This is a genomic window from Pseudomonas sp. (assembly GCF_050739655.1).
Lineage (GTDB): Bacteria > Pseudomonadota > Gammaproteobacteria > Pseudomonadales > Pseudomonadaceae > Aquipseudomonas.
Genome location: NZ_JBOIBY010000071.1, coordinates 39,235 through 60,167, shown reverse-complemented (window position 1 = coordinate 60,167; position 20,933 = coordinate 39,235). Strand labels below are relative to the sequence as shown.

The 20,933-nt window shown below is 47.4% G+C and carries 21 protein-coding genes; all 21 read left to right on the top strand.

The window, feature by feature from the left end:
* The coding region (gene rpsA, locus ACRESJ_RS04065; RefSeq protein ID WP_431756760.1) for a 30S ribosomal protein S1 at nt 1-1,593 on the top strand (1,593 nt) is incomplete at its 5' end.
* 217 nt (nt 1,594-1,810) lie between these two features.
* Nucleotides 1,811-2,089: a hypothetical protein gene (locus ACRESJ_RS04060; protein WP_431756759.1), complete on the top strand. Its 279-nt coding sequence runs from the start codon at nt 1,811-1,813 to the stop codon at nt 2,087-2,089.
* Between the two features lie 104 nt (nt 2,090-2,193).
* Nucleotides 2,194-2,490 carry an integration host factor subunit beta gene (ihfB, locus tag ACRESJ_RS04055; protein WP_431756758.1) on the top strand — a complete coding sequence of 99 codons (297 nt, stop codon included), beginning with the start codon at nt 2,194-2,196 and terminating at the stop codon, nt 2,488-2,490.
* 15 nt (nt 2,491-2,505) lie between these two features.
* Nucleotides 2,506-2,751, top strand: coding sequence for a LapA family protein (locus ACRESJ_RS04050; RefSeq protein WP_431756757.1), 246 nt, complete (start codon nt 2,506-2,508; stop codon nt 2,749-2,751).
* A gap of 46 nt (nt 2,752-2,797) precedes the next feature.
* Entirely contained in the window at nt 2,798-3,850 is a 1,053-nt protein-coding gene (locus ACRESJ_RS04045) for an LPS O-antigen chain length determinant protein WzzB (protein ID WP_431756756.1), read from the top strand.
* A 567-nt stretch (nt 3,851-4,417) separates the two neighbouring features.
* Complete coding sequence (rfaH, locus tag ACRESJ_RS04040) at nt 4,418-4,939, top strand: transcription/translation regulatory transformer protein RfaH (protein WP_431756755.1); 522 nt, start codon at nt 4,418-4,420, stop codon at nt 4,937-4,939.
* Nucleotides 4,940-5,129: 190 nt separating this feature from the next.
* Nucleotides 5,130-6,431 (top strand): UDP-N-acetyl-D-glucosamine 6-dehydrogenase, encoded by a 1,302-nt coding sequence (wbpA, locus tag ACRESJ_RS04035; protein ID WP_431756763.1) that lies wholly within the window; start codon nt 5,130-5,132, stop codon nt 6,429-6,431.
* A 55-nt stretch (nt 6,432-6,486) separates the two neighbouring features.
* The gene (wbpB, locus tag ACRESJ_RS04030; RefSeq protein WP_431756754.1) at nt 6,487-7,431 is read left to right on the top strand and encodes a UDP-N-acetyl-2-amino-2-deoxy-D-glucuronate oxidase; all 945 of its coding nucleotides are present in this window, start codon (nt 6,487-6,489) and stop codon (nt 7,429-7,431) included.
* A gap of 75 nt (nt 7,432-7,506) precedes the next feature.
* Nucleotides 7,507-8,088, top strand: a complete 582-nt coding sequence (locus tag ACRESJ_RS04025; RefSeq protein ID WP_431756753.1) for an acyltransferase — start codon at nt 7,507-7,509, stop codon at nt 8,086-8,088.
* Nucleotides 8,089-8,093: 5 nt separating this feature from the next.
* Nucleotides 8,094-9,188: a DegT/DnrJ/EryC1/StrS family aminotransferase gene (locus ACRESJ_RS04020; RefSeq protein WP_431756752.1), complete on the top strand. Its 1,095-nt coding sequence runs from the start codon at nt 8,094-8,096 to the stop codon at nt 9,186-9,188.
* A gap of 67 nt (nt 9,189-9,255) precedes the next feature.
* Nucleotides 9,256-10,620 (top strand): oligosaccharide flippase family protein, encoded by a 1,365-nt coding sequence (locus tag ACRESJ_RS04015; RefSeq protein ID WP_431756751.1) that lies wholly within the window; start codon nt 9,256-9,258, stop codon nt 10,618-10,620.
* A 15-nt stretch (nt 10,621-10,635) separates the two neighbouring features.
* The gene (locus ACRESJ_RS04010; protein ID WP_431756750.1) at nt 10,636-11,865 is read left to right on the top strand and encodes a hypothetical protein; all 1,230 of its coding nucleotides are present in this window, start codon (nt 10,636-10,638) and stop codon (nt 11,863-11,865) included.
* A 32-nt stretch (nt 11,866-11,897) separates the two neighbouring features.
* Nucleotides 11,898-12,791 carry a glycosyltransferase family 2 protein gene (locus tag ACRESJ_RS04005; RefSeq protein ID WP_431756749.1) on the top strand — a complete coding sequence of 298 codons (894 nt, stop codon included), beginning with the start codon at nt 11,898-11,900 and terminating at the stop codon, nt 12,789-12,791.
* A 31-nt stretch (nt 12,792-12,822) separates the two neighbouring features.
* Nucleotides 12,823-13,965, top strand: coding sequence for an N-acetyl sugar amidotransferase (locus ACRESJ_RS04000; protein ID WP_431756748.1), 1,143 nt, complete (start codon nt 12,823-12,825; stop codon nt 13,963-13,965).
* Nucleotides 13,962-14,576 carry an imidazole glycerol phosphate synthase subunit HisH gene (gene hisH, locus ACRESJ_RS03995; RefSeq protein ID WP_431756747.1) on the top strand — a complete coding sequence of 205 codons (615 nt, stop codon included), beginning with the start codon at nt 13,962-13,964 and terminating at the stop codon, nt 14,574-14,576. Before ACRESJ_RS04000 ends, hisH begins: the two co-directional genes overlap by 4 nt.
* Before the next feature lies 1 nt (nt 14,577).
* Nucleotides 14,578-15,360 (top strand): AglZ/HisF2 family acetamidino modification protein, encoded by a 783-nt coding sequence (locus ACRESJ_RS03990; RefSeq protein WP_431756746.1) that lies wholly within the window; start codon nt 14,578-14,580, stop codon nt 15,358-15,360.
* 32 nt (nt 15,361-15,392) lie between these two features.
* Nucleotides 15,393-16,427 carry a polysaccharide biosynthesis protein gene (locus ACRESJ_RS03985; RefSeq protein WP_431756745.1) on the top strand — a complete coding sequence of 345 codons (1,035 nt, stop codon included), beginning with the start codon at nt 15,393-15,395 and terminating at the stop codon, nt 16,425-16,427.
* A gap of 3 nt (nt 16,428-16,430) precedes the next feature.
* On the top strand, nt 16,431-17,549 hold the full coding sequence (wbjC, locus tag ACRESJ_RS03980; RefSeq protein WP_431756744.1) for a UDP-2-acetamido-2,6-beta-L-arabino-hexul-4-ose reductase: 1,119 nt from the start codon (nt 16,431-16,433) through the stop codon (nt 17,547-17,549).
* A gap of 23 nt (nt 17,550-17,572) precedes the next feature.
* The gene (gene wecB, locus ACRESJ_RS03975) at nt 17,573-18,703 is read left to right on the top strand and encodes a non-hydrolyzing UDP-N-acetylglucosamine 2-epimerase (protein WP_431756743.1); all 1,131 of its coding nucleotides are present in this window, start codon (nt 17,573-17,575) and stop codon (nt 18,701-18,703) included.
* Between the two features lie 14 nt (nt 18,704-18,717).
* A complete protein-coding gene (locus ACRESJ_RS03970) occupies nt 18,718-19,971 on the top strand; it encodes a glycosyltransferase family 4 protein (protein ID WP_431756742.1) in 1,254 nt (417 codons plus the stop codon).
* Nucleotides 19,971-20,933 carry a UDP-glucose 4-epimerase family protein gene (locus tag ACRESJ_RS03965; protein ID WP_431756741.1) on the top strand — a complete coding sequence of 321 codons (963 nt, stop codon included), beginning with the start codon at nt 19,971-19,973 and terminating at the stop codon, nt 20,931-20,933. The genes ACRESJ_RS03970 and ACRESJ_RS03965 overlap by 1 nt, the downstream gene beginning before the upstream one ends.

Below are 20,933 nucleotides of genomic sequence, written 5' to 3'. Positions count from 1 at the left end.
GCTCGCTGGGTAACCGTTCACGCTGGCCTGAAGTCTGAAGCACTCATCCCGCTTGAGCAGTTCTACAACGACGCTGGCGAACTGAACATCAACGTCGGTGACGAAGTTCACGTTGCTCTGGACTCGGTTGAAGACGGCTTTGGCGAGACCAAGCTGTCCCGTGAAAAAGCCAAGCGCGCTGAATGCTGGATTGTTCTGGAAGCAGCCTTCGCAGCCGAAGAAGTGGTCAAGGGCGTTATCAACGGTAAGGTTAAAGGCGGCTTCACTGTCGACGTTAACGGCATCCGTGCGTTCCTGCCAGGTTCTCTGGTTGACGTCCGTCCAGTGCGCGACACCACGCACCTGGAAGGCAAAGAGCTGGAATTCAAGGTCATCAAGCTGGACCAGAAGCGCAACAACGTTGTCGTTTCCCGTCGTAGCGTCCTGGAAGCCGAGAACTCCGCCGAGCGCGAAGCTCTGCTGGAATCCCTGCAGGAAGGCCAACAAGTCAAAGGTATCGTCAAGAACCTCACCGATTACGGCGCATTCGTCGATCTGGGTGGCGTCGATGGCCTGCTGCACATTACCGACATGGCTTGGAAGCGTATCAAGCATCCTTCCGAAATCGTCAACGTTGGCGACGAGATCGATGTCAAGGTTCTGAAGTACGATCGCGAGCGCAATCGTGTTTCCCTGGGCCTGAAGCAACTGGGCGAAGATCCATGGGTTGCTATCAAAGCCCGTTACCCAGAAAGCACTCGCGTTACCGCTCGTGTAACCAACCTGACCGACTACGGCTGCTTCGCTGAGCTGGAAGAAGGCGTTGAAGGTCTGGTACACGTTTCCGAAATGGACTGGACCAACAAGAACATCCACCCTTCGAAAGTCGTACAAGTCGGCGACGAAGTGGAAGTTATGGTTCTGGACATCGACGAAGAGCGTCGTCGTATCTCCCTGGGCATCAAGCAGTGCAAATCTAACCCATGGGAAGATTTCTCTGGCCAGTTCAACAAGGGCGATAAAATCTCCGGCACCATCAAGTCGATCACCGATTTCGGTATCTTCATTGGTCTGGACGGCGGCATCGACGGTCTGGTTCACCTGTCCGACATCTCCTGGAACGAAGTGGGCGAAGAAGCCGTACGCCGTTTCAAGAAGGGCGACGAGCTGGACACCGTTATCCTGTCGGTTGACCCAGAGCGCGAGCGCATCTCCCTGGGTATCAAGCAACTGGAAAGCGATCCGTTCTCCGAGTACGTTCAAGAGAACGACAAAGGCGCAATCGTTAAGGGCATCGTGAAAGAAGTTGACGCTAAAGGCGCCATCATCACTCTGGCCGACGATATCGAAGCGACTCTGAAAGCCTCCGAAATCAGCCGTGACCGCGTTGAAGACGCTCGTAACGTTCTGAAAGAAGGCGAAGAAGTAGAAGCCAAGATCATCAGCGTTGATCGTAAGAGCCGCGTAATCCAGCTCTCGATCAAGTCGAAAGACGTTGAAGACGAGAAAGAAGCTATCCAGAGCCTGCGCGACAAGCCAGTAGCTGGTGACGCTCCAGTAGCCACCACTCTGGGTGACCTGCTGCGTGCTGCACAAGCGGAAAAACAGAACTAAGTTCTGACTTTCTGTAAAAAAAGGGCGACTTCGGTCGCCCTTTTTTGTGCCTGGAATTTGATCGTGGTCGGGATCGTAAGACTGGGTTCCGTTCTCGTATGAAACAAACCGTCGTTAAAGGATGTCTCTTTCTTTAATAGGATCAATCGCTTAATTGCGACTAGTCTTAGCCTTAAGCGCACGAGGCTCGGGCGGAGTGCCCGGCATAAGGAAGTGAATGAACAGACTCATTGTCGCAATAGTAATTCTGACACTGGCGGGCTGTACCACTAATGCCAAGACCCACGCGGTGCGCGGTGTCAGCGGCATTGAGATCGATTGTTCGGGGCTGGGGTCCGGATGGGAGAAGTGTCGCAAACGAGCCGCTAAGGAATGCAAAGCGGCAGGTTATAAAGTAGTGGCAAGATCTGACGACGCCAAGGAAGAGGATGAGTTTCCCTTTGGCTTCAACCCGGCTGGGTTTCTAACACGCACGATGCTGGTTATCTGCAGGTGAGCATGTGAGGTGAGGGGAGTAAAACTCGGGCTGTTCAAATTCTTCCGGGCGTGCTAAAACCTTTGGAGCGATTTTCCTAGCTGCTTGAAAAAGAAGGGAAAAATATGACGAAGTCGGAGTTGATCGAACGAATTGTCACCCATCAAGGGCTGCTCTCATCAAAGGATGTGGAGTTGGCCATCAAGACCATGCTTGAGCAAATGTCCCAGTGCCTGGCTACCGGTGATCGGATTGAGATTCGAGGGTTTGGTAGTTTTTCATTACACTATCGTGCGCCGCGGGTTGGGCGTAATCCTAAAACGGGGCAGTCTGTGAGCCTTGATGGGAAGTTTGTTCCGCATTTCAAGCCGGGGAAAGAGTTGCGGGATCGGGTGAATGAGGAAGAAGAGAGTGCCATCTGATTCTTTTGAAGGAAAATGCCAGTGAGTAAGCCGTTGCGCTGGGTGCTACTAATCATTTTGCTGCTGGTTGGCTTAACGCTAATCGTTTTTATGCTTGAGAATCGGCAATCTGTCATAATCAACTTCTTCGGTTGGTCTACTGGGGAGGTCTCCATCTCCAGCTGTTTAGTCATAGCGCTATTGGTTGGTATGGTGATAGGGCCGGTCTTGGCTTTCATGCTGAAGTCGCGACGTGTTTTACGAAACAAACGGATTGTATAGTTAACGACGGTGTATTAGCCTTTTAAAAGCGGATTATATTAAGTATATGCAAGATATTAGCTCTAATAACCAAGACTTGAATGAAATGGATTTATTTGATTTCATCAAAGGGATTTGGGAGCAGCGCTGGTTAATTTCTATCGTTGCTGGTTTGGTTTTATTTGTGGCAAGTCTATACGCCTTTTTGAGTTCGCCCGTCTATGAGGCGCGAGCGTATGTATCTCCTCCCAGTCAAAGTGATATTGAAAACCTAAACTTAGGGCGAACAAAAAATTCAGATTTAAAGCCTTACTCTATTAAAGATGTTTACGATACGTTTATTAGTAATTTGCAATCCGAATCCTTAAATCGCGAATTCTTCAACACCGTTTATTTGCCTTCTTTGGATGAGTCTGATCGGGCAAAATCTCAAGATTCCTTATACCGCCAGTTTTTGAAAGACATTAGGATCATTCAGCCTGTCAAAGAATTCCCAAATCGCTTTTCGATCGTGGCGTTAAACTATAGTGCTGCTGACTCGGCAGATTGGTTGCGTCAATACATAGATAGCGCTAGCGATAAAACAAAAAAACAGCTCATCAGGAATTTTAATAAAGAAGTCGAAATGCGCGCTCGGAGCGTTGGTGCGCAAATACAGACTGTACGAGAAAATGCGGCGAGCAAGCGTAAAGATACCCTTCTGCAGCTGCGTGAAGCTGAGCAAATTGCCGATGCCATTGGTCTCGAAAAGCAACTGACAGTTTTGGGTAGCGCCCCCAGAGAAATGGCAGGCGAAGATGATCCTAGATTGATTTATCTGCGGGGTACAAAAGCGTTAGCTGCAGAGGCAAAAGTTCTCGAAGCTAGGGATTCAGATGACGCTTATATTGCTGATTTACGAAAGTTTCAAGGCGAGTACAATTTTTTTAAAAGCTTAAAGGTGAAAGCTGAAGATATAGCCGTTTATCAACTTGATGGGGCGATTCAACCTCCTGATTCTCCAGTTAAGCCGAGAAAGGCATTGATCCTTGTTTTAGGGTTGGTTTTAGGGTTGAGCTTGGGTGTGATTGCGGGGCTGATTCGTCAATTTTGGGTGCGAAACGCGGCGCGACGTGCCTGATTTTCTGCCTACGGCGGCTATAGGTGAATTGCATGCATAATATGTGTGCGTTGCTCCTTAGAAGCATAGAGGGCAATTGTCCGTTTCTGCAGTTTGAAAAATTTTTCCGGGCCGCTTTCACTCTTGTCAGGCATTCGAAAATTTTCTGGAAGTACTTTTCACGCTCGAAAATAAATTGGTTATTGCAATCTCGCATGAGCTAGAGCGACGCCTTTCTTGAAGGTGACGGCCCAAGATCGGAAGCGGACCTTGGTCGATCTTCTTGGCACGTTAGTACGGAGTACGAGATTGCGTGGGCCTTGCTATCAAATTGCTATTCCGAAGCAGCATCTGCACTAACCGATTTCGCTCCAGTGGTCGTATAATCCACAGTTTGAGCGCCCAGACTGCAAGGCAGCAGGCATAATACGGCTGCGCCTATCGTGGGCTTCACCTCCCACTCTCGTTTGGGGGCGAAGCTTCAATCAGCGGGTCATCAGCTCAAGCGACTAAGCCGTAGTACATTCTTCATACTGCCGTGTGATGACGGTCGGGCTGTTGGGTAAGCATTAAAGATGGAATATGGATATGAATATTCGCAGTGCAACCAGCCACGTCGAATCGCCTCCGCAAGGGGAGTGGTATCTGGTGCAGTGCAAATCCAGGCAGGATTATCGCGCCGAGGAAAATCTCATTCGACAAGGGTTTGTCTGCGTCCGTCCCGTTTGTCAGCGTGATCGTGTGGTGCGAGGTCGCCGCGAATTTGTCCAGGAGTCGCTATTCCCTGGATATCTATTCATCAATCTCCCTGCCAGTGGAAGTTGGTCATCTGTTCGCTCTACCCGTGGCGTTGTTCGTCTTGTAAGTTTTGGAGGCACGCCACTATCTGTATGCCCGGATCTAGTCGCGCAATTGCAGGAGCGAGTCAACCCATCCCTATGTGTTTCCTTCAGCAGTGGCGACAGGGTAAAACTTCTCGATGATGGATTCGCCGAACTGGACGCCGTTTTCCTGACGATGGACGGCGACGAACGCGCCATCCTGTTGATTAATTTTTTGAACCGTCAACAGCAGGTGTGCCTGCCGTTGGCAAAAATTTCAGCGCTCTGACAACTCTTTTTAGATTGGAGGCGCTGTAGACATTGCTGAGCCCTCGTTTTTAGGAACTTGACGGAAAATCCTGGGGCGGTAGCGTGTCTTTAATACCGGTGTTTCGCTTGGCTTGAAGGTGAGGCCATTAGAAACATCAACCTTTTATCGCTCATCAGCCTGAGCCGGAGCAAGATTGATGTCCCAGCAAATGAAAAGCAGTATCTCCAAGTTTAAGAGCAAGGAAGCCTTGATCGGTATCGTCGGCCTGGGTTACGTCGGGTTGCCGTTGATGCTGCGTTACAACGCTATCGGTTTTCGGGTACTAGGGATTGATATCGATGAGCAAAAAGTCGCCAGGCTGAATGCGGGTGAGAGTTACATTGAGCACATTCCAGAATCAAAAATTCAGCAGGCTCGAACCACAGGCTTCGAAGCAACAACCGATTTCAGTCGCGCAGCCGAATGTGATGCACTTATCTTGTGCGTACCGACACCGCTGAATAAGTATCGTGAACCCGATATGAGCTTCGTGATAAATACCACGGATGGACTGAAGCCTTACTTGAGAGCAGGTCAAATAGTTTCTCTGGAAAGCACCACGTATCCTGGCACTACCGAAGAAGAATTGTTGCCCCGCGTTCAAGAGGGTGGTTTGACTGTGGGTGAAGATGTTTTTCTGGTGTATTCGCCTGAACGCGAAGACCCGGGCAATCCGAACTTCGAAACCCGCACGATTCCCAAGATCATCGGTGGCGACACTGCCGCCTGCCTCGAGGTAGGCATAGCGCTTTATGAGCAAGCTATTGATCAAGTGGTGACAGTGAGTTCGACGAAGGCCGCTGAAATGACCAAGCTGCTGGAAAATATCCACCGTGCTGTGAATATTGGCTTGGTCAATGAAATGAAAATCGTTGCGGATCGCATGGGCATTGATATTTTTGAAGTGGTTGACGCCGCGGCGACTAAACCATTCGGCTTCACCGCTTACTACCCAGGACCGGGGTTAGGCGGGCACTGCATTCCAATTGATCCGTTCTATCTTACTTGGAAAGCACGAGAGTATGGGCTTCACACTAGGTTCATCGAACTATCAGGTGAAGTTAACCAAGCCATGCCTGAGTATGTCTTGAACAAGTTAATGGATGGATTGAATGATGCCGGTAAAGCGTTAAAGGGCAGTAAAGTGCTCGTCCTTGGCATCGCGTACAAGAAAAACGTCGACGATATGCGTGAATCGCCTTCAGTAGAAATCATGGAGTTGATCGAAGGTAAAGGCGGCGTAGTGGCCTATAGCGATCCTCATGTTCTGGTGTTCCCAAAAATGCGTGAACATCATTTTGATTTGAACAGTGAACCACTGACGGCGGAAACACTGGCGGCATTTGATGCTGTCGTGTTGGCAACTGATCACGACAAATTTGATTATGAGCTCATTAAGCAAAACTCTAAGTTGATCATTGATAGTCGTGGTAAATACAGAGTTTCGGCGAAACATATTATTAAAGCTTGAATACTATAGATTAGCATTTAATCGAATAAATGGCTTAGGCCATACAAGAGGTCAAATGAAGAATTTTGCTCTGATCGGTGCTGCTGGCTACATTGCTCCCCGGCACATGCGTGCAATTAAAGATACCGGTAATGTTTTAGTTTCCGCCTACGATATAAATGATTCCGTCGGTATCATAGATAGCATTTCTCCGCAAAGTGAATTTTTCACCCAGTTCGAGCGTTTTCTTGAACATGCCCATCAGTTAAAACGAGATCCAGCCACCGCGCTTGACTACGTAGCGGTCTGCTCACCTAACTATCTTCATCATTCGCATATTGCTGCCGGATTGCGACTGGGTTGCGATGTCATTTGTGAAAAACCGCTTGTTCCTACACCTGCGATCCTCGACGAACTTGCGTTAGTCGAAAAGGAAACCGGAAAGCGCGTCTACAATATTTTGCAGTTGCGGCACCATAAGGCGATTCTGGATCTTAAAGCCAAGGTCGCAAATGAAAGTGCGGCCGAAAAGTACGATGTTGAACTCACCTATATTACCTCGCGGGGTAATTGGTACATGGAAAGTTGGAAGGGCGATCCGCGTAAGTCATTTGGACTTGCAACAAATATCGGTGTGCATTTTTACGATATGCTGCATTTCATATTCGGAAAGTTGCAGCGTAACGTCGTTCACTTTACTTCCGAGCACCACGCCGCTGGTTACCTTGAGTATGAAAAAGCGCGAGTGCGTTGGTTTCTTTCAATCGATGCGAACGATTTGCCAGAGTCTGTAAAAGGAAAAAAACCCACCTACCGTTCCATCACCGTTAACGGTGAGGAAATTGAATTTTCGGAAGGTTTCACCGATTTGCACACCGTTAGTTATCAGGAAATATTGAATGGTCGCGGATATGGTATTGAAGATGCACGCCATTGCGTTGAAACCGTGAATACCATCCGCTCGAGCAAGGTCGTAGCGTCCGCTGCCGGGGAAGGTCACCCGTTTTTGCTAAGCGTCTAAAGCGAAGCTGGCCCATCTTATCGATGGGCCCTGGTCAAAAATGAATATTTATAATGGCAGATACAGGGGTGTGACGTGAATTACTCGGCTCATAGCAGCGCGATAATCGATGATGGAGCGGTCATCGGTGAAGGCTCTCGTGTCTGGCATTTTGTTCACGTATGTAGCGGCGCACGGATTGGCAAAGGTGTTTCGCTGGGCCAAAACGTATTTGTGGGTAATAAAGTTTTAATTGGTGATTTTTGTAAAATTCAAAATAATGTATCTGTGTACGACAACGTGACACTCGAAGACGGCGTGTTTTGCGGCCCAAGCATGGTATTCACCAATGTCTATAATCCGCGCTCGCTAATAGAACGTAAGGACCAGTACCAAAATACTTTGGTCCAAAAAGGCGCTACGTTAGGTGCAAATTGTACAATCGTCTGCGGTGTAGTAATCGGTAAATTTGCGTTTGTTGGGGCGGGAGCTGTCATCAATCGTGATGTGCCAGCCTATGCATTGATGGTTGGGGTACCTGCCCGACAAATTGGCTGGATGAGCGAATTTGGTGAGCAGTTGAAGCTTCCTGTAACTGGTTCAGAAAAAGTAATGTGCGAACACAGTGGCGCATACTATGTGCTTGCCGATAATGTCGTCACCAAACTTGATGCGTGAGTCCAATGATCGAATTTATTGACCTGAAGTACCAACAAGCCAGAATTAAAACCGGATTGGATGCTGCTATTCAGAAGGTATTGATGCACGGTCAGTATATTCTGGGGCCGGAAGTTTCGGAGTTGGAAAAAGAGCTTGCAAATAAAGTAGGTGTGAAATTTTGCATTACTTGTGCTAATGGAACGGATGCTCTTCAGATTGCCTTAATGGCGTTGAATATTGGGCCAGGCGATGAAGTGATCACTCCCGGCTTTAGCTACATCGCGACGGCTGAAGCAGCTGCCCTGTTAGGGGCGAAAGTCGTATATGTCGATGTCGACCCATTTACGTATAATCTTGATCCGCTGAAACTTGAGTCTACAATTACGCCGAACACCAAGGCTATCATTCCGGTCTCTTTATACGGTCAATGTGCTGACTTCGATGCAATCAATGCTGTAGCGAAGAAGTACGGAATTCCGGTCATTGAAGATGCGGCGCAAAGCTTTGGTGCTACTTATAAAAGCAGAAAGTCCTGCGGATTAACGACAATTGCTTGCACGAGCTTTTTTCCAAGCAAGCCGCTAGGTTGCTATGGTGACGGCGGAGCGATGTTTACCGACGACGAAAATATCGCGGTCGTATTACGACAAATTGCGCGTCACGGTCAAGATCGCCGCTATCATCATATCAGGGTAGGGGTGAACAGCCGTATAGATACCCTGCAAGCTGCAGTTTTACTCGAGAAGTTAGCCATATTTGATGAAGAAATAGAGCTGCGGCAATCGGTTGCCAAACGCTATGACGATCTTTTGTCCGAAGCGGGTGTTGAGTCTATACCCTTCGTTCATCCCGATAATAAAAGTGTATTTGCCCAATACACAATTCGTGTAGAGCAGCGCGAAACTCTGCAGAAAAAACTTGCAAGTTTTGGTGTTCCCACCGTTGTGCATTACCCTATTCCGTTGAATAAACAACCGGCAGTAGCCGATCATTCTGTATCGTTGCCTATCGGGGATGAGGTGGCGCGCACTGTGTTGAGCTTGCCGATGCACCCATATCTTCGTGAAGCTGATCAGTCACTGATTGTCGATTGTCTAAGGCAAGCACTTATTGCCTAAATTTAGTGGCAATAGGTGGTCAATGCGTGGTGATCGTTTTATTGAGTATTGAGTATTGAGTGTGGTGATGCGTTTCTGGAAAAAATTGGAGAGGTATAAAGCGAATGATTTTGTCAGGGCTGTGAGCGTGCTGGTTGGCGGCACAGCGGTGGCCCAGATAATAATGCTTTGTTTACTTCCGTTACTGACTAGGCTCTACACGCCAGAGGACTTTAGTGTCTTATCGGTGTACTTGGCATTGCTAAGTGTTATTTCCGTCGCGGCAACACTAAGATTTGAATTGGCGATTCCGATCCCAGAGGATGATGTCGACGCAATAAATGTACTTTTTTTGGCCGTCGCATCTTCGGCTCTGAGTGCTACGCTCATTGCGTTGGTGATATATTTTTTCTCCGTGCATCTTTCATTATTGTTTGGCCGGCCGAATCTTCAATACTATTTGTGGGTTTTACCTGTCGGTATATTTTTCTCCGGATGCTACAGCGCATTGCAATTTTGGGCTGGCCGGAAGAAAAGGTTCTCAGATATTGCGAAAACTAAAGTGCAACAGGCCTTCGGTGCGGCGTCAGTTCAGATTTTAATCGGTTTTTTTTCAAGCAGCCCGCTGGGGCTTATTCTTGGGCAAACAATAAATAACGGGGCAGGTGCAGTTGGGTTGGCAAATAAGAGCTATTTGGTGGATAAAAGTGCATTGAGTAGTTTGCGACTTCACAGAATGAAAGAGCTCTTCAAGAAGTACGATCGATTCCCAAAATATTCGATGCTCGAAGGGCTTGCCAACAACGCCGCGATTCAAGTTCCTGTCATTATTATCGCGAGCTTGGCTGTGGGTCCGGAGGCCGGATATCTGCTATTGGCGATGCAACTTATGCAAGCACCGATTGGCCTTGTCGGAGGAGCGGTCTCCCAGGTTTATCTGTCTAAAGCTCCAGAGATACAACGTGCAGGTCAGCTTTCCAACTTCACATTGGATACGCTTCTGGGATTGGTCAAGGTGGGTATAATTCCACTGGTTGTTGCCGGAGCAATGGCACCGTTCGCATTTCCGATTATCTTTGGCGAGCAATGGCACCGAGCAGGGGTAATCGTTTTATACATGGTTCCTTGGATTGCTGTGCAATTGCTGGCTTCTCCAATTTCTATGGCCCTCCACGTCACAAATAATCAACCGATTGCGATGTGCTTGCAATTCTGTGGTCTATTGCTACGGGTTGGAGCTGTCGCAATCTCAGCTTGGTGGTTTCCGAGCAGGCTGACTGAAGTTTACGCGGTCACGGGTTTCGTTTTCTATACTGTTTATTTGATAGTTGTTATGAAAGTTACGCAAGTTAGAATTTGGGACTTGCTGTGTAGAGTAAAATACATTGTTAGCGTCGCAGTAACATTGTTTTTATTGGGCGTTGTATACGTCGCGCGCGAGCGCTTTTTTTGATGTTCAGAGGCGTCCATGTTTTTCTATAATTTAACAAACACCCGAGCAGCTGTATTTTTGTTTGTGCTGGCTGTGTCGTTGGTTTACATGTGGCTGCCCCTCTTTGTTGATTTCGCTTTGTTGCCGAGTGAATACTTCCTGAAATTGGCGTTCATGACATTCTTCGCCATCGTCAGTGTTCTAGTAGGCTACAGCGTCCCTCTGTTCGACTTGCGCTTCAGACCACATGCGCTGAGAATCAGAATTCCACCAAACACTGTCCATTTTTTTGTCTGGTTCGTTTTTATCCTTTTTCTCTTCATTACCTTATATACAGCCCCAGCCATTCCCATTCTTTCGGCTATATCAGGCGCAGACACTGATGAACTGAGCGTTCAGCGGGGAGCCTTTTTGAAAGGCAGGGAAGGCGCAGAGGTCGCGCTGATATATATCAGCACAATATTTGTTAGCGCATTTCTACCCTATAGTCTCGCGAGAATGTTTATCGATAAACATAAATATCGATATGTGTTTTTGCTGATTTTCTTCGGCTACTCAATCAGCTTCTTACAAAAAGCGCTTTTTTTGAATGCGCTTTTGCCCTTGTTTTATATCGCGTCGCAACGCAAGAAAATCAGTTTGGCTACCGCGGCCATAATCGTTGTCGCCTGTGCAGGGGTTTTATACCTTGTGACGTTGCTGGCGATGGGCGGTACCGACGGTCCAAGTGCTGTCATGCAAAGTGGCGGCGTCTCTTCCCCGGAGTTCTACAGCTCAAAGTATTTGCCGTCGGGAGCATTGGATCACCTTGTCTGGCGCATTGTTGCGGTTCCGATGTTCACAGCCGCAGATACTCTGGTGGTCTTGAAGCAACAGTTTGATGATCTTCCATTGCTGGGAGCTACGAGTACTTTCTTTTCCGCATTGTTTTCCCTAGATCGCGTCTACTTGGAAAAGCTTGTTTTTGAATATGAGTGGGGATGGAATGACACAGCGAATTCAAACGCGGTTTTCTTTACTGAGGGGTTTGCGAATTTCGGTTGGCTTGGCGTCTGGTTTTATTCATTTTTTGTCGGGCAAACATTTCGCTGGTTCAGAAAATCTGATGACGATGCATTCAAGGCTTTATGGCTGATCTATTTTCTGGGCTTGTTTACGGGCGGTCTGATTGGAACATTATTGAGTAACGGTTATTTGCTGATGTTTTTTGCAAATTTCTTTTTAAGTGTTCGAGATAAGCACCACAGACAAGCAAAAGCTCAGTAGTGCGTATTAAATATTTTATAATAGGAGCTCACATGTGTGACCTCGATGTTAGTGTAGTCGTTGCAGTTAAGAATGAAGAGAAGTACGTACAGTCCGCAATGCTCAGCATACTCAAGCAACAAGGTTTGAGTTTTGAGTTGATTGTTGTAGATGATGGCTCCACCGATGAAACATATAATATTCTTCAGGCATTAGCTGCTGATTATGAAAATTTGCGCTTGTTCAAAAACCCTAGCGCGGGTAAATGTTCAGCGTTTAATTATGGTGTGCTGCACGCGACGGGCAGATTTACTTGCATCTATGCTGGTGATGATCTCATGCCCGCAGGAAGTCTAGCTGCGCGTTTTACCACGGTAGCGAGCTACGCTGAGGACGAAGCAGTTGTCGGGCTGTGCAAATTAATCACCCTTTCTGAAAACAAGAAATTTGATGGACACATTGTACCAAAGCGCGCGGGCCAAGGCGGTTTGACTGGTGTCTCTTACATGATGAGCCAGCGGGTCGTTTCCAGGATCTTCCCAGTGCCTGAGTCACTACCAAATGAAGACACATGGATGGAATTGGCGGTCACTCATTTTGTCGATTGGATCGTGGTTCACTCGGACATTGTTGGTTGCATGTGGCGGGTTCATAGCGGAAACAGCATTAACATGCTCGTAGACTTCCCTACCTATAATAGGAAGTTAACACCAAGGATGGCCGCAATCGGTTTGTTTTACGACAGACATTCTTCAGAACTCTCAAACGAATCCAGGGACGAGTTGTACCAAAAAGCAAGATGCGAGTCGAGCCGTTCGAAAGGCGATATGCTGGGCATTCTGCTTTCGAGAACCAGTTTGGTTAATAGGCTGAGGGCACTATCGGCTTGCAACAGCTTCTTCTATAATCTTCGTAAAAAATTGTACGGTCTTCTCTCCGGCTGGTGAGAGTGGAATTCGTGATTGCTTGGGGTACTTTATGAGTCTGAAGAAATACAACATTTGCCGTACATGCATTATGGATACCAGTGATCCTAACCTCACTTTTTTGCAAGATGGTCAATGTGAATATTGCTTGAATTTTGAGAATAATATCCGCCCGAATTGGGATACTGGATCAATCGGTGAAGCCGAATTGATGAAAATTGCGGATAAAATTAAAAAAGAAGGTGAAGGTAAGGATTTTGACTGCATTATCGGTCTGAGCGGTGGGCTTGATAGTTCTTATCTTGCTTATATTGCAAAAGAAAAGATGGGTCTCAGGCCTCTGCTTTTTCACGTGGATGCTGGTTGGAATACTGATCAGGCCGTCGGGAATATCGAAAAGCTCGTTGATGGTCTGGGTTTGGACCTCTACACCGAAGTGATCAATTGGGAAGAGATGAAGAGTTTGCAGGTTGCATTCTTGAAGTCTCAAGTTCCGGATCAGGACATCCCTCAAGATACTGCGTTCTTCTCTGGCCTGTATAAATTTGCCAAGGCTCATAAGATCAAGTACGTATTGACAGGCGGGAACTATTCCACGGAGTGCTGCCGTGAGCCTGAGGAGTGGGGAGCTTATCCGGGTATTGATAAAACACTTATTAACGATATACATAACAAGTTCGGCTCACGGAAACTGAAAAGTTTTCCAATTGTCGACGTATTATCCTACAAAATTTATTACCGTTACGTATTGGGTATGCAAGTGGTGCGCCCTTTGAATTTGCTGCCTTATATCAAAAGCGAGGCCGAGGATACGCTGGAACAGTTGTTTGGCTGGAAACGCTTCCAACACAAGCACCACGAATCGAGGTTCACCCGATTTTACGAGGATTACTGGATGCCTCGCAAATTTGGTTATGAAAAGCGCCGGGCGCATTTTTCCAGCCTTATCATGACCGGTCAATTGACACGTGACGCCGCATTGGAACGTATTGCCAAGCCTGAACTGGATGAGAAATTTCTAAAATCCGAATTCGAGTATGTGGCTCATAAATTAGACTTGACTGTACCTGAGCTTCAGAGCATTTTCGAGGGGCCCAACAAAACGTGTCTCGACTACAAAAATAAGCGTTTCCTGATCGGGATCGGTTCTCGAGTGCTAAGCGCACTTGGTTTGGAAAGAAGACTCTTCAGATGATCACAATCGTAGATTATGGTTTGGGAAATATTCAGGCGTTCGTCAATGTTTACAGACGATTGCACATTCCTGTAGCTGTAGCGAAAAGTGCTGCCGAACTCGAAGGCGCCACTAAGATTATCTTGCCCGGAGTAGGGGCATTTGACCACGCGATCGAACGTCTTGACGCGTCAGGCATGCGGCCTGTGTTGGATAAGCTCGTAGTAGAATCGAAGATTCCGGTGTTGGGCATATGCGTCGGTATGCAGATTCTCTCCGACAGTAGCGAGGAAGGAACGCTTCCTGGATTGGGTTGGGTCCCAGGGAAGGTCCGGTCGTTTAAAGCTATTCCGGAGCTATCGGACTTGCCATTGCCGCATATGGGGTGGAATGACGTTTCGCCTTCATTGAATAATTCCCTTTTCAAGGGTTTCGAAGAAGAGGTTCGCTTCTACTTTCTTCACTCTTTCTTTTTTGACTGCTTAAAGCCTGAACATATCGCTGCATCGTCTAACTATGGATTGGATTTCAGCTGTGCTGTCCGTGCGGATAACGTGTATGGCGTCCAGTTTCATCCCGAAAAGAGCCATCACTTTGGTGTCGGCCTACTGAAAAATTTCGCGGAACTATGAAATGCTAAGACCACGAATTATTCCATGTCTTCTGATTCAAGATGGCGGGCTGGTTAAGACAGTAAAGTTTAAGGATCCTAAATATGTTGGGGATCCTATTAATGCTGTAAAAATATTCAACGAGAAAGAAGCTGACGAGCTTATCGTCATTGATATTGATGCTACGGTGAATAATGTTGAACCTAACTATAAACAGATAGCAAATTTGGCCGCTGAATGTCGTATGCCTCTTTGCTACGGTGGCGGGATACGTACGGCAGAGCAGGCAAAAAAAATTATTGCGTTGGGTGTCGAAAAGGTCGCTATCAGTTCGGCCGCGCTGGATAGACCTTCACTAATCACTCAAATCGCTGAGGAAATTGGTAGTCAGAGCGTTGTCGTCGTGCTCGATTATAAGGCTCGAATGCTGAGCAAGGCGTGCGATGTGTGGACGCATAATGGCACTCGCAATACCAAGCGTAGCGTCCTGGATGTTGCTCTGGAAGTAGAGAAGCTTGGCGCCGGTGAGATCGTTATAAACTCCATTGAAAACGACGGTCGAATGAAGGGTTATGATGTCGATCTAGCCCAAAAACTTCGTCAAACGGTGCACATACCCATTACGATTCTGGGCGGAGGTGGATCGCTTGACGACATGCGCAATGTGGTCGCAGCGTGTGGTGTAGTGGGGGTCGCAGCCGGTAGTTTCTTCGTTTTCAAGGGAACGTACCGTGCCGTTCTGATCAGCTACCCAAGTGCACAACAAAAAGACGAATTAATTTATTCAGCATTACGAACTAAGTAACATTGCCTGGTTCGCGGCAAGGGTAGGTCATTATGTTTAGTGGAAAAAAACTTCTTATCTCTGGTGGAACAGGGTCGTTTGGTAACGCAGTTCTGAAGCGTTTCCTGGACACTGATATTGCTGAAATTCGCATTTTCAGCCGTGACGAAAAGAAACAGGATGACATGCGCAAGCGGTACAGCAACCCGAAGCTAAAATTCTATATTGGGGATGTGCGAGATTACCAAAGCGTTTTGAATGCTACCCGCGGTGTTGATTATATTTTTCACGCAGCAGCGCTTAAGCAGGTTCCGTCTTGTGAATTCCATCCGATGGAAGCGGTCAAGACAAACGTTATTGGGACCGATAACGTTCTTGAAGCCTCGATCCAGAATGAGGTCAAACGCGTTGTTTGTCTAAGTACCGATAAAGCTGTTTATCCTATCAACGCTATGGGCATCTCCAAAGCCATGATGGAAAAAGTGATGGTGGCAAAGTCCCGTAATGTGGACGAAACCAAGACCGTCATCTGTGGCACTCGCTACGGGAATGTCATGGCATCTCGTGGGTCTGTAATCCCTCTGTTCATCGAGCAGATTCGCGCAGGTAGATCCCTGTCAATTACTGACCCCAACATGACTCGTTTCATGATGACATTGGCGGATGCTGTCGATCTGGTTTTGTACGCTTTCGAGAATGGTAATAATGGTGACCTATTCGTTCAGAAGGCACCTGCTGCGACAGTAGAGACACTTGCCCGGGCATTGACGGCGATGCTCGGACAGCCCGAGCATCCCATTCAAATCATCGGAACTCGTCACGGTGAAAAACTTTACGAGGCGCTGCTAAGTCGCGAAGAGATGGCTTGTGCTGAAGACATGGGCGCCTACTTCCGTGTTCCTCCTGATTTGCGAGATTTGAATTACAGTAAATTTGTAGAGCAAGGTGAAGAGAAAATTTCCACTATGGAAGATTACAATTCCCACAACACCGAACGGCTCGACGTTGAGGGAATGCAAAATTTATTGCTGAAATTAGATTTCATGCGTGCGATTCAGCGCGGTGAATTTGCGACACCCGAGGAATAAGGCATGAAAGTATTGATCACCGGTGCCAACGGATTCGTCGGTAAAAATCTGCTCACTCATCTAAACGAGCGAAATGATGTTGAGGTACGGAAGTTTTGTCGACAAGACGATGTCTCTCTGTTGCCTTCATTAGTATCAGAAGTGGATTTTATTTTCCATTTGGCCGGGGTCAATCGTCCTCAAAATGTCGAAGAGTTTAAAATCGGGAATGCGGATCTGACGAAGGTTTTGTGTTCTGCTATCGTAAGAACAGGCCGGAACATCCCTTTGCTCTATACATCCTCCATACAAGCAGAATCGAACAATGCTTACGGTTCCAGTAAACGAGATGCTGAAGAAGCGTTGTTGAGTCTCTCAGCGCAGAATATCAGCCAAGTACATTTGTACAGATTACCTAATGTTTTTGGAAAATGGGCGCGGCCTAATTATAATTCTGCTGTTGCGACATTTTGTCATAATATCGTTAATGGGCTACCTATCAGCATAAATGATGCGGATGCGAGTATTTCACTGGTCTACATTGATGATGTTATAAAAAGCTTTATCGCTGTCATGGATGGCGAATTATCTGGCGATCCCTTTGTTGTTGTCGAGCCACAGTTTTCAATCACAGTCGGCGAATTGGCTGCACAACTGCACGAATTTAAGGAAAGTCGGCAATCGCTGATTGCTGAGCGTGTCGGGACAGGTTTGGTTCGTGCGCTGTACTCCACCTATCTCAGCTACCTACCTCCTGAGGATTTTACTTACGAGGTTCCGAAGTATGGAGACGCCCGCGGTGTCTTTGTGGAAATGCTAAAAACCAAAGACTCAGGTCAGTTTTCTTATTTTACTGCGCATCCGGGTATCACCCGGGGTGGCCATTACCATCACACGAAAACAGAAAAGTTTTTGGTGATTAAAGGGAGTGCCTGTTTCCGTTTCCGTCACATCGTATCAGGAGAGTTCTACGAACTTTTAACAAATGGTGAGACGCCGCAAATTGTCGAAACTGTACCTGGCTGGAGCCACGACATCATGAACATTGGCAAGAGTGAAATGATCGTGATGTTATGGGCGAACGAAATTTTTGATCGTGAGCTTCCAGATACTTACACGATGCCTGTGGGCACCCAAGCCTGATTGAATTAGAAATGAGCATTGCAATGAAAAAGCTGAAAATTGTAACTGTTGTCGGCACTCGCCCCGAGATCATTCGGTTGTCACGTGTTGTTAACGCGCTGGATAAGTATTGCGACCACGTACTGGTCCATACAGGTCAAAATTATGACTATGAGCTGAATGAAATATTCTTCCAGGACCTCGGTATTCGCAAGCCAGATCATTTCCTGAATGCGGCGGGTAGTAGTGGCGCAGAAACGATCGGTAATGTGATTATCTCGGTGGACCGGCTGCTCGCCTCAGTGCAGCCTGAAGCCCTGCTTGTGCTAGGTGATACCAATAGCTGTATGGCGGTTATTCCTGCAAAACGTAGGAAAATCCCGACTTTCCATATGGAAGCAGGTAATCGTTGTTTTGATATGCGGGTCCCTGAGGAGATCAATCGTCGGATTGTGGATCACACGGCTGATATCAATCTTACTTACAGCACAATTGCGCGTGATTATTTGCTCAAGGAAGGTCTGCCTCCAGATAGGGTGATCAAAACGGGTAGCCCTATGTTTGAGGTTTTGAATCATTATCGCGAGGGCATCGAAGCCTCTGATGTAGTACAGCGGCTGGGTCTTGAGTCCGGGAAGTTCTTCGTCGTAAGTGCGCACCGTGAAGAAAATATTGACTCTGATAAAAATTTTCTCAAGTTGGTTGATGTTCTGAATACTGTTGCAGCCACATTTGGTCATCCGGTCATTGTTTCGACTCACCCGCGCACCCAGAAACGGGTCGATACCATGGGTGTTGTATTTCATGAACATGTTAGGCTTCTCAAGCCTTTAGGATTCAAGGACTACAATAAGCTGCAACTTGAGTCCAAGGCTGTGCTGTCTGATAGTGGAACTATAAATGAAGAGTCTTCTATCCTTAATTTTCCTGCGTTGAATATTCGCGAAGCTCATGAACGTCCGGAAGGCATGGAGGAAGCTGCCGTGATGATGGTTGGGCTTGAAGTTGAGCGGGTTCTGCAAGGTTTGATGATTTTGGAAACGCAAGCTTCTGGAGTCGAGCGTACGTTGCAACTTGTTTCCGACTACAGCATGCCGAATGTATCTGAGAAAGTCGCGAGGATCGTACACAGTTATACTGATTACGTTAACCGTGTGGTCTGGAAGCGCTACTAATTCGAGTTGTGTCCATGTCGCAGAGTAAATTGAGGATTTTGGTAGTTACGCAGTATTTTTGGCCTGAAAATATGCGTATCAACGATTTGGTTCGTGACTTTACCGAGAAAGGACATTCGGTCACTGTGTTGACGGGTGTACCGAATTATCCCGAAGGCGAGGTATATAAGGAATATCTATCTGCACCTGAGTGCTTTAGTGAGTATTCAAGCGCCGAAATTTTCAGGGTGCCTATGGCGGCACGTGGTAAACGCAGTATCAGCCTTGTATTAAATTATCTTAGCTTTTTCTCCAGCGCCTCGATTATCGGATTGTACAAACTGCGCGGCAAGCAATTCGACGCGGTGTTCGTTTACGCTGTTTCCCCGATTATGTCTGCTATTCCAGCGCTGGTCATAGGAAGGTTAAAGAAAGCTCCCGTGTTTGTGTGGGTGCTGGACCTATGGCCTGAGACACTTCGAGCTGTAGGCGTTCTCAAGCATCCAGCCTTGCTCTCGATGGTCGGGAAAATGGTTTCCTGGATCTACAATCGTACAGACTACTTGCTTTTGCAATCACACGGTTTCTTCGATAATGTTAAAAGATACTGTACGCGAGACATTGCTCCTGAACGATTAGTGTATTTTCCAAGTTGGGCGGAAGATGATTTTTCATCTTCGGCACCGCAAGGCACTCAGTTGTTGATACGGGATGAATCTGTATTTACCGTGTTATTCGCTGGTAATTTAGGTGAGGCTCAGGATCTTCCAGCTGTCTTGGACGCTGCGGAAGAGTTGCGCGAAAAAGTTGCTATCCGCTGGGTAATTGTGGGCGACGGTCGAATGAGCGAATGGTTAAGGGATCAAGTTAAATCCAGAAATTTGGATAACGTTCTGCTATTGGGCAGGCATCCTTTAGAGGAGATGCCGGGTTTGTTTGCAGATGCAGACGCGTTATTAGTGTCCCTGAAAACCAACGATGTGTTCGAAAAGACCATACCTGGCAAAGTTCAAGCATATCTTGCGTCTGGCAGACCTCTTCTCGGAATGATCAATGGTGAGGCAGCCAGGGTCATCGTTGATTCAGGCGCCGGTTTCACTTGTGAATCCGGCGATGCTAGTGGACTGGCCAGCATCACCATGGCGTTGGCAAATACTGACGCAAGTGAGTTGGGTGCAATGGGGCAGTCCGGCCGCCAGTACTACTTGCGTCATTATTCGAAGACACTTCTTCTCGCTCGACTTGAAGATCTTTTTCGCAAAGCCACTCTAAGAAAGGGCGTTCATTGATGCAGGGGACTATTTTATTGACGGGTGCGACAGGTTTCGTCGGTGGAGCGATACTCAAGCGATTACATCTCGAGAAAAAGCGTTCTGTCGTCGCCGTTGTCAGAGACTCATCGAAAGTGATATTGGAAAATGTTCCAAAGGTGTGTATAGAGCAATTCGATGGCTCCACACAATGGGAGCAACGCTTGGACGGTTTGGATGTGGTGATTCACGCCGCAGCCCGAGTGCATGTCATGAACGACGTGGAAGACGACCCGCTTGCTGCGTTTCGCAACGTCAACGTTGAAGGCACGTTGAATCTCGCCAGACAAGCTGCCGCTGCGGGTGTACGACGTTTCATTTTTATCAGTTCAATAAAGGTTAACGGGGAGGGCACGGCTCCTGGTTCTGCCTATGTGGCGGACGACGTTCCAGCGCCAATGGACCCTTATGGCGTTTCTAAGATGGAAGCTGAGCTAGGTCTTCGGCAATTGTCTTTAATAACTACTATGGAAGTGGTTATTGTCCGGCCAGTCCTCGTCTATGGCCCAGGTGTCAAAGCTAACTTTTTGAATATGATGCGCTGGCTGGATAAAGGTTTTCCTTTGCCTTTTGGTGCTATCCACAACAAGCGAAGCCTGGTAGCGCTGGATAACCTGGTGGACTTGATACTGACGTGTATAGATCATCCTGCTGCGGCGAACCAGGCGTTTTTGGTAAGCGACGGTGAAGACTTATCCACTACCCAATTGCTCAGCCGGATGGGCAAAGCACTCAATGCGCCGCGCAGACTTATTCCAGTACCTAGCTGGTTACTTGAAGGCGGCGCCGCTTTGTTGGGTAAAAAAGCGCTGTCCCAGCGTTTATGCGGATCTCTTCAAGTAGACATTACAAAAACGCGCAATCTATTGGGTTGGGCGCCTCCACTTAGTGTTGACGAGGCGTTGGCGATAACGGCGAAGTATTTTCGGGAACATCATTAA

Bases quoted from the DNA above. Each gene is read 5' to 3' on its own strand.
- ACRESJ_RS04060 (WP_431756759.1), top strand. From the start codon at position 1,811: ATGAACAGACTCATTGTCGCAATAGTAATTCTGACACTGGCGGGCTGT.
- ihfB (WP_431756758.1), top strand. From the start codon at position 2,194: ATGACGAAGTCGGAGTTGATCGAACGAATTGTCACCCATCAAGGGCTG.
- ACRESJ_RS04050 (WP_431756757.1), top strand. From the start codon at position 2,506: ATGCCAGTGAGTAAGCCGTTGCGCTGGGTGCTACTAATCATTTTGCTG.
- ACRESJ_RS04045 (WP_431756756.1), top strand. From the start codon at position 2,798: ATGCAAGATATTAGCTCTAATAACCAAGACTTGAATGAAATGGATTTA.
- rfaH (WP_431756755.1), top strand. From the start codon at position 4,418: ATGAATATTCGCAGTGCAACCAGCCACGTCGAATCGCCTCCGCAAGGG.
- wbpA (WP_431756763.1), top strand. From the start codon at position 5,130: ATGAAAAGCAGTATCTCCAAGTTTAAGAGCAAGGAAGCCTTGATCGGT.
- wbpB (WP_431756754.1), top strand. From the start codon at position 6,487: ATGAAGAATTTTGCTCTGATCGGTGCTGCTGGCTACATTGCTCCCCGG.
- ACRESJ_RS04020 (WP_431756752.1), top strand. From the start codon at position 8,094: ATGATCGAATTTATTGACCTGAAGTACCAACAAGCCAGAATTAAAACC.
- ACRESJ_RS04015 (WP_431756751.1), top strand. From the start codon at position 9,256: ATGCGTTTCTGGAAAAAATTGGAGAGGTATAAAGCGAATGATTTTGTC.
- ACRESJ_RS04010 (WP_431756750.1), top strand. From the start codon at position 10,636: ATGTTTTTCTATAATTTAACAAACACCCGAGCAGCTGTATTTTTGTTT.
- ACRESJ_RS04005 (WP_431756749.1), top strand. From the start codon at position 11,898: ATGTGTGACCTCGATGTTAGTGTAGTCGTTGCAGTTAAGAATGAAGAG.
- ACRESJ_RS04000 (WP_431756748.1), top strand. From the start codon at position 12,823: ATGAGTCTGAAGAAATACAACATTTGCCGTACATGCATTATGGATACC.
- hisH (WP_431756747.1), top strand. From the start codon at position 13,962: ATGATCACAATCGTAGATTATGGTTTGGGAAATATTCAGGCGTTCGTC.
- ACRESJ_RS03990 (WP_431756746.1), top strand. From the start codon at position 14,578: ATGCTAAGACCACGAATTATTCCATGTCTTCTGATTCAAGATGGCGGG.
- ACRESJ_RS03985 (WP_431756745.1), top strand. From the start codon at position 15,393: ATGTTTAGTGGAAAAAAACTTCTTATCTCTGGTGGAACAGGGTCGTTT.
- wbjC (WP_431756744.1), top strand. From the start codon at position 16,431: ATGAAAGTATTGATCACCGGTGCCAACGGATTCGTCGGTAAAAATCTG.
- wecB (WP_431756743.1), top strand. From the start codon at position 17,573: ATGAAAAAGCTGAAAATTGTAACTGTTGTCGGCACTCGCCCCGAGATC.
- ACRESJ_RS03970 (WP_431756742.1), top strand. From the start codon at position 18,718: ATGTCGCAGAGTAAATTGAGGATTTTGGTAGTTACGCAGTATTTTTGG.
- ACRESJ_RS03965 (WP_431756741.1), top strand. From the start codon at position 19,971: ATGCAGGGGACTATTTTATTGACGGGTGCGACAGGTTTCGTCGGTGGA.